Origin of the sequence: Veillonella dispar, assembly GCF_937975875.1 — a bacterium.
Lineage (GTDB): Bacteria > Bacillota > Negativicutes > Veillonellales > Veillonellaceae > Veillonella > Veillonella dispar_B.
Genome location: NZ_CALJSP010000062.1, coordinates 1 through 8,291, shown reverse-complemented (window position 1 = coordinate 8,291; position 8,291 = coordinate 1). Strand labels below are relative to the sequence as shown.

At 43.5% G+C, this 8,291-nt stretch carries 10 protein-coding genes; 8 read left to right on the top strand and 2 right to left on the bottom strand.

All coding sequences use genetic code 11. The features are described from left to right. On the bottom strand, window positions 1-569 hold a 569-nt coding region (locus Q7P05_RS03200), incomplete at its 3' end, for a DUF805 domain-containing protein (protein ID WP_303930405.1). A 21-nt stretch (window positions 570-590) separates the two neighbouring features. After that, window positions 591-1,424: a pyridoxamine kinase gene (locus tag Q7P05_RS03195; protein WP_172703429.1), complete on the bottom strand. Its 834-nt coding sequence runs from the start codon at window positions 1,422-1,424 to the stop codon at window positions 591-593. A 135-nt stretch (window positions 1,425-1,559) separates the two neighbouring features. Here Q7P05_RS03195 and Q7P05_RS03190 point away from each other — a divergent pair, with 135 nt between their 5' ends. The 8 genes from Q7P05_RS03190 to Q7P05_RS03155 all read left to right on the top strand — a co-directional run bounded on the left by Q7P05_RS03190 (window position 1,560) and on the right by Q7P05_RS03155 (window position 8,260). After that, window positions 1,560-2,492, top strand: a complete 933-nt coding sequence (locus tag Q7P05_RS03190) for an ABC transporter permease (RefSeq protein ID WP_105094737.1) — start codon at window positions 1,560-1,562, stop codon at window positions 2,490-2,492. Beyond that, window positions 2,485-3,384, top strand: coding sequence for an ABC transporter permease (locus Q7P05_RS03185; RefSeq protein WP_024066371.1), 900 nt, complete (start codon window positions 2,485-2,487; stop codon window positions 3,382-3,384). Before Q7P05_RS03190 ends, Q7P05_RS03185 begins: the two co-directional genes overlap by 8 nt. Then, entirely contained in the window at window positions 3,384-4,364 is a 981-nt protein-coding gene (locus Q7P05_RS03180; protein ID WP_105094738.1) for an ABC transporter ATP-binding protein, read from the top strand. The genes Q7P05_RS03185 and Q7P05_RS03180 overlap by 1 nt, the downstream gene beginning before the upstream one ends. Continuing rightward, entirely contained in the window at window positions 4,364-5,311 is a 948-nt protein-coding gene (locus Q7P05_RS03175; protein WP_005387207.1) for an ABC transporter ATP-binding protein, read from the top strand. Before Q7P05_RS03180 ends, Q7P05_RS03175 begins: the two co-directional genes overlap by 1 nt. 12 nt (window positions 5,312-5,323) lie before the next feature. Next, the gene (locus Q7P05_RS03170; protein WP_303930398.1) at window positions 5,324-5,476 is read left to right on the top strand and encodes a hypothetical protein; all 153 of its coding nucleotides are present in this window, start codon (window positions 5,324-5,326) and stop codon (window positions 5,474-5,476) included. 223 nt (window positions 5,477-5,699) lie between these two features. After that, window positions 5,700-5,957 carry an HPr family phosphocarrier protein gene (locus Q7P05_RS03165; RefSeq protein WP_118535251.1) on the top strand — a complete coding sequence of 86 codons (258 nt, stop codon included), beginning with the start codon at window positions 5,700-5,702 and terminating at the stop codon, window positions 5,955-5,957. Window positions 5,958-6,019: 62 nt separating this feature from the next. Beyond that, window positions 6,020-7,636, top strand: coding sequence for a phosphoenolpyruvate--protein phosphotransferase (gene ptsP, locus Q7P05_RS03160; protein WP_303930391.1), 1,617 nt, complete (start codon window positions 6,020-6,022; stop codon window positions 7,634-7,636). A gap of 183 nt (window positions 7,637-7,819) precedes the next feature. Beyond that, window positions 7,820-8,260, top strand: coding sequence for an HAD family hydrolase (locus Q7P05_RS03155; protein WP_303930388.1), 441 nt, complete (start codon window positions 7,820-7,822; stop codon window positions 8,258-8,260). Window positions 8,261-8,291: the final 31 nt, after the last annotated feature.

The following is an 8,291-nucleotide window of genomic DNA, read 5'->3' as shown; positions in this document are numbered from 1 at the left end:
CGTTTTCGAACGGTTTTTCTAATTTCTCGTTCTGATTCAGATCCTGGTTGTTGCATTGACTCGTAAGTTGGTCGATTGACAGGCATAAATGGAGGATTTCCGTATTGGTTTGGTTCCGGTTGTCCCGGCAATACCCAAAAGAGGAAGCCGATGAGCCATACAAAAAGTTCCAGTAAGTAATTGAATGGAGATACAGCAGAGTAAGTATTGATGAAAATAATAATTACTGACCAGAGAATCCCGGCCCATGCATTAAAGCCGATATCGTGAATACGACGGCCAAATAAGATGCAGGACAATGGGAAGAGTGCTGCTAATAAGATCCATATGATGACCCGTGTAAACCAATAAGCCGGTAAGGATACAACAAAGTCTAAGAATAGATCATCGATGTAATGAACGATGTGGAATAAAATCATTAGCACGATAAAGCATATGATAAATTGAAGTCGATTTAATCGTCCCGTTAGATTAAAAATCGATAGGCCCATACGTCGACCTTGGAATGCGATGAGCAAACCTACAGTACATATGAGCAGTGTTCGTAATACAACATAGAGTAAATCCATAAGTTCCCCTTTATTTATAGCTTATAGTTGAGTTAATTCTGGCAAGACTAGCTCAAAGGCTACACCTTGCTTCATTGATTTTACAGTATCCACTGTGGCTTGAATCGCCTTGGTAGTAAAATTCATTGCTAACTCTGCCGCATCATAAGGTGAATATCCCCTCATTACTGCACCGGATAATACAGCAGTAAAGATATCCCCAGTTCCTGTAGCTTTCACAGGGATAAGAGGAATATCATAAGTTTTTAAATAATCAGTTGGCCCATCATAGACAGCGATAACCGCATGCGTTTCAGATGGTACGCTGGTCATGATAACCATGTCAGGCCCCATTTGATGCAATCTTTTGCAACGATCATGCAATTCATCATCGCTAATAGGATCTGTAGAAAATGGAATGTCTAATAAGAAACAAGCCTCTGTGTAATTAGGCTTTACAATGTGCGCTTTGGAAACAAGTTGGCGCATTGCTACTACCATATCAGGTGTATAGATAGAGTAGAGGCGACCATCATCGGCCATAGCAGGATCGACGATAATCATTTGTCCCTTATTACCGAAACGATCGATGGCTTCTTCCACGAGATGAATTTGTTCTGGGGATGCCAAGAAACCACTTACAATAGCGTGAAAGTCGATTTCGTTTTTATCCCAGCAGTCCATAAAATCTCTCATATGTGCCGATAAATCTACAAACTCGTAGTGTGGATATTCTAAGTGATTACTCAATACAGCTGTTGCCAATGGAACCGCTTGGCAACGCATAGCGCTGATGATTGGAATCATAACGGTTAGGGCACAACGGCCGATGGAGCTCATGTCTTGAATTGTTAAGACTCTAGGTACTTCTGTCATAGACACCTCCAAAATACTATATATTTTATTGTACGTTATGTAGGGCGTTCTGTAAATGTAATGATGTTATTCATGAAATTAACTTCATAATGTAGTATAATAAAACAGATAGACTTTTTATGGAGGATAGTGACAATGACAAGGTATGTATTTCGACGCCTAGGTGGCGCAATCATAATCTTATGGGTCATCATTACCGTAACGTTTGCATTAATGCATGCAATACCGGGGGGACCTTTTACAACTGAAAAGAAATTACCACCTCAGGTGAAAGCAAGTATTGAAGCAAAGTATCATCTTGATGATCCTGTATGGAAACAGTATGGTGATTATTTAGGTGGTGTTATTACGGGCGATTTGGGTCCATCATATAAGTATGAAGGTCGTAGTGTGAACGATATTATCAGTGATGCATTCCCAATTTCTGCGCAGCTTGGATTATTATCATTAATGGTGGCTGTAGTAGGTGGTATTGCAGCAGGTGCTATTAGTGCTATGCGCCCTAATGGTATCGTTGATTATGCGGTTACCGTATTATCTACCATTGGTATTTCCGTGCCTACATTTATTATTGGTGCCGTTCTTGTATATGTAGTGGGCTTTGAACTAGGATGGTTCCCAGTGGCCTTATGGCGTGGTCCATCTTATATGGTTCTACCAGTGTTGACGTTAGCAGCACAACCTATGGCATTCATTGCACGCTTAACGCGCAGTGGCTTGCTTGATGTGTACCAACAAGAATATATCCGTACAGCTCGTGCCAAAGGTTTGGGCTCTTGGACTATTTTGACACGTCATGCATTAGGCAATGCTATTTTGCCAGTTATTACGTACTTGGGACCATTGGCGGCTAGCCTTTTGACAGGTAGCTTTATCGTAGAAACAATCTTTGCGATTCCAGGCCTTGGACAGTATTTCGTAACATCCATCTATAACCGTGACTATACGGTTATTCTTGGTATTACGATTTTCTATAGTGCGCTTGTAGTATTTCTTAATATTTTGGTGGATATGATTTATCCGTTAATTGATCCACGTGTTACGACAGAGGAGGGGACAGATGAATAAGGAAGATTTTTTACCTATTGAACGAACTCCTCAAGAAGAAATTACAAGCTTTATAAAACGTCCTAGTAAATGGGCAAGGTTTAAGGTAAATCGCTTGGCCGTAGTAGGGGCTACTATCATCTTAGTGATGATTGTACTAGCTATTTTAGGCCCCCTAATTTCGCCGTATACCTATGCGGACCAATCCCTAATCGATGCGAACCAAAGTCCGAGCTTTAGTCATTGGTTCGGCACAGATACATTGGGTCGCGATATTTATACGCGCGTTATGTACGGCGCTCGTATTTCCTTAACTATCGGTTTTGTAGCGGCGTTTATCAATCTTGTTATCGGCGTTACCTATGGTGGCATTGCAGGTTACCTTGGCGGTAAGGTTGACCGCATCATGATGGGCCTTGTAGATGTTTTGTACGGCATTCCACTTTTACTGTATGTAATTTTGTTGATGGTTGTTCTAGGCCCTGGCTTAACATCTATTTTCGTAGCATTGGGGATTGCGTACTGGCTGAATATGGCCCGTATCGTACGTAGCCAAATTTTGAAAGTTAAAAACGAAGAATACATCATTGCTGCTGAAGCGATGGGGATTCCAAAATATCGCATTTTATTGCGTCATATTTTGCCAAACTGCGTGGGACCAATCATCATTACATTGACATTGGCCATCCCAGAGGCTATTTTTACAGAAGCATTCCTTAGCTTTATCGGTTTAGGTGTAAATGCACCTATGGCGAGCTGGGGCGTACTCGCTTCTGAAGGGATTAGTAGCATGCGCTCCTATCCATTCCAATTGATTTTCCCTGCTGTTGCCATTAGCGTTACCATGCTTGGTTTCGCATTCCTTGGTGATGGCTTACGTAATGTGTTAGACCCTAAGGAAGGAGATAGATAATGAATAACGCAATTGTTGATGTGCGCAATGTGTCCATTACCATCGATACCTTCCAAGGCCCTTTACGGGTTATTCGCAATCAAGATATCTCCTTACAACCAGGTGAGATTTTAGGTATTGTTGGTGAATCAGGTTGTGGTAAATCTGTGCTAGTTAATTCCTTAATGGGATTGCTACCATATGGTAAAACAAAAATCAAAGCCGATACATTTATGATTGATGGTAATGATTGCCTCGAATTCACTGAAGATGATTGGAATGAATTGCGCGGTACTACTGTTGCCATGGTATTCCAAGATCCTATGACTTCATTGAATCCAATCATGACGATTGGGGAGCAAATGTATGAGGTTATCCATCGTACCAATGCGTATGGTGACGATTATGATGAACGAGCGATTGCCATCGACTTATTAAAGAAGATGGGCCTTTCAACACCGGAAAGACGATTATCTCAATATCCTCATGAGTTGAGCGGTGGTATGCGCCAACGCGTATGTATCGCCATGGCTGTCGCTGGTCGTCCAAAGGTTTTGATTTGTGATGAACCGACAACGGCTCTAGATATTACAACAGAGGCTCAAATCTTGCGCCTTATGCAAACTTTAGCTGTAGAAGCTGGTATTGGCATTATCTTTATTTCTCATAACCTACGTGTTATTGCTCAAATTTGCGATCGTGTTATGGTAATGTACGCTGGTAAATGTGTTGAATCTGCTACGGTGGAGGGCATCTTTAATGAACCTCGTCATCCGTACACATTGGGCTTGTTACTTGCTTTACCACAAGGTAAATGGCATGGTGAATTAAAAGCCGTTGAAGGTCAACCGCCGGATCTGTTTGATTTACCGCGAGGTTGTGCATTTAATCCACGGTGTAAGTGGGCTATGCGCATCTGTGGCAATCGTATTCCTATGGTTACAAATGTTGGTGAAAATCACCAATTTACATGTTGGTTAGCTAAGTTGGAGGGACTTTAATGAGTTACGTATGGGAAACTGACAATCTCGTTAAAGAGTTCACTCTGTCAGGAGGCTTATTTAAGCCAAAACACACGGTACACGCTGTACAAGGCGTGAGTCTATATCAATCACCAGGGGAAACCCTTGGTATCGTAGGTGAGTCTGGATGTGGTAAATCTACATTTGGCTACACTTTGATGGGCTTACATCAAGCTACATCAGGTTCTATTTATATGAACGGTCGTCAGATTGATCCGTATGTGGATCGAAAAGCTGTTCATCCGGTGATGCAAATGGTATTCCAAAACCCTTATGCATCTCTTAATCCACGTCTTACAGTTAATGCGATTCTAGAGGAACCATTGGAACTAGATCCAAAATATACACCTCGGGATCGTGTTATTCGTGTAAAAGAAGTGCTTGATCAAGTTGGTTTGAACATGTCCTTTGGTGAGCGTTATGCTCATGAATTGTCAGGTGGTCAACGTCAACGTATCGGTATTGCACGGGCTCTCATTATGCAGCCGCAGTGCATCATCTGTGATGAACCGATTTCAGCACTAGATGTATCGATTCAAGTACAAATTATGACATTGCTTGAACGTTTACAAGAACAACATGGTATTTCGTACCTCTTTATTTCTCATGATTTAAATATGGTGCGCTACATCAGTCATCGCATGGTAGTTATGTATTTAGGGGCTGTTATGGAAGAAGGTCCAGCATTGGATTTATATGAATTCCCACAACATCCTTATACTCGTGCTTTGACTGCCTTAAACGGTCCTGTTATACCTCATGCTCCAATTGGAGCACCGCTTAAAGGGGACCCACCAAATCCACTAGATCCACCAAAAGGTTGTTTGTTTAGTGGCCGATGCCCAGAAGCAGAAGGTCGTTGCTTTGCAGAACGTCCGCCTCTTCGCGATTGGGCAGATCGCCGCATCGCATGCTGGCACATATAATGGGAGAATAGTATGGAAAAACTAATTGTTGGCAAGTCCTTGGAACATCAACTAGATAAAGTCATTAAAGAATTGGCACCAGCAGGGAATATATCTTATGCGGTGCTACTCTGGTTGGTGCAGGTGTCGCAGGCGGACTCAGTGCATTCTTTGGATGTACCCTGATGGCTCCTCACGGCGGTATCTTCGTATTTGCAACCGTTGGAAAGCCTTTGCTTTACATCCTTTCATGGATCATCGGTTCCATTGTTACGACCGTCATGCTTGGTTTTATCAAGAAGGACGCACAGGAAGTTTAAAAAGGAATATAGATGGGCGGAAGCAGAAAAGCCGTATGCTTCCGCTGCATCTAAAATATAAAAAGAAAGATCATAAGGAGGAAAATATCATGAAAGAAATCACATACACGATCACAGATCCGGAAGGAATCCATGCAAGACCGGCAGGTGTCTTAGTGAAAGAGGCAGCAAAGTTTACAAGCAAGGTTATCATCGCAAAGGATGGAAAAGAAGTGGATGCCAAGAGAATCTTAGGCCTTATGGGACTTGGTGTAAAATGTGGACAGGAAATCGTTTTAAAGACCGAGGGCGAGGATGAGGACGCAGCCATCGAAGCACTTGGCAAGTTTTTGGAAGAAAATCTGTAAGACAGGATAGCGGGTAAGCGCTCGTAGTAGTTTAGCACAGTAACGAAGAGAGGGCGATGAATATGAAATTAGAAGGTAAAAGCGTTTTTAGCGGAATAGCAATCGGAAAGTGCAAGATCTTTGGAAAGAAGGATCAGGTCGTAAAACGTAGCAAGGTCACAGATACGGATCTGGAGATCAAGCGTTTTACCCAGGCAAAGGAGCAGGCAAAGAGCCAGTTGGCAGCCCTTTACGAAAAGGCATTAAAAGAAGTGGGCGAGGCAAATGCCGCCATTTTTGAAGTGCATCAGATGATGCTGGATGATCTGGATTATGTGGAGTCTATCACCAATATGATCTCATCCCAGGGCATCAATGCAGAGTATGCCGTGGCAACGACAGGCGATAATTTTGCCGAAATGTTTGCAGCCATGGATGATGATTATATGAGAGAGCGTGCAGCAGATGTCAAAGATATTTCCAATCGCGTCATCCATATCTTGCAGGGCGGCAGTGAGCAGGCAGGACTGGGAGACCAGCTGGTCATCATTTTGGCAGATGATCTGGCACCAAGTGAGACCGTGCAACTGGACAAGTCCAAGGTGCTTTCCTTTGTAACCCGTCATGGATCCACCAATTCGCATACAGCGATCCTGGCGAGAACCATGAATATTCCGGCGCTTATTGGAGTAGATTATCCCGAGGATGCAGAAGGTCATATGGCTGTCGTGGATGGCAGAAACAGTGTCTTTCTATTGGATCCGACGGAGGAAGAATTGACGAAGTATGAGGCACTTCGCCAGGAAGAAGTAGAAAAAGCAAGACTTTTACAGGAATTAAAGGGCAAAGAGAATGTCACGAAAGCCGGCAGGAAGATCGCCCTTTATGCAAATATCGGTGGTGTTGGCGATGTGGCAAGTGTACTTGCTAATGATGCCGGCGGTATCGGACTTTTCCGCAGTGAGTTTTTGTATCTGGAAACAGAGGATTATCCGAGCGAGGAACAGCAGTTTAAGGCGTACCGGACAGTCGCAGAGAACATGGCTGGCAAAAAGGTCATTATCCGAACCCTTGACATCGGTGCGGATAAGCAGGTAGATTATTTTGGACTGGAACATGAGGAAAACCCGGCGATGGGATATCGTGCCATCCGTATCTGTCTGGATCGCAAGGAGATCTTTAAGACGCAGTTGCGCGCGATTTACCGTGCATCTTATTATGGCAATATTTCCATCATGTTTCCTATGATCATCTCTGTGGATGAAGTCAAGGCTGCCAAAGAGATGTGTGCGACCGTGCAGGAGGAGTTAAAGAGTGGGGGCATTCCGTATGGCAAGGTGGAACTCGGTATTATGATCGAGACACCTGCGGCGGTCATGATCTCGGATCTTCTGGCAAAGGAAGTTGACTTCTTTTCGGTTGGAACCAATGACTTGACCCAGTACACACTGGCGATCGACCGTCAGAACCCGAAACTGGATAATATCTATGATGCACATCATCCGGCAATCCTTCGGATGTTGCAGATGATCATTGATAATGGACATAAGGAAGGCTGCTGGGTCGGCATCTGCGGCGAACTTGGTGCAGATGTGACTCTCACAGACACATTCATTAAAATGGGCGTTGATGAACTTTCGGTCAGCCCTTCTATGATCTTAAAGGTCAGAGAACAGATCCGAAATAGCGATGCCAAATAATTTGATAAGCAGATGGCGGATGTTTGTTATGCTATCCGGACATTCGTCTGACTTTTGCCCCGTCGTCCCTGACTGCGCTGTGGGATGACGGTATATAGAAACCACCTTTGTAAGACAGAGGTGGTTTTTTTTCTTGCCTGCCTGTGGTAAGATAGGAACGTGAAGAAAGAAGGTAAACAAAAGATGAAATACGATATTGTTTTATTTGATTTGGATGGAACGCTTTTGAATACATTGGAAGACTTGGCGGACAGCGTGAATTACGTGATGATGCAGATGGGATATCCGGTGCATCCGTTGGAGAGTATTCGGCAGTTCGTTGGAAATGGTATCCGCACCCTCATGGTCAAGGCAACCCCACAGGGAGAGGAAAATCCACGTTTTGAAGAAGCCTTTGCCATGTTTAAGGCTTATTATCTGACCCATAATCAGATCAAGACCAGACCTTATGATGGTGTGATGGAACTTTTGCACGATTATGAGGAGCAGGATATGCCTATGGCGATCGTGACCAACAAAAATCAGGAGTCTGTAGATGTGCTGGTGCGTGATGTTTTCAAGAACCATGTGCGTGTTGCGGTGGGCGATGACGGTATCCGTCCAAGAAAACCCACAAAGGCGTAAGGCATCCTCGTTCTTTATTTTATGCCGAACC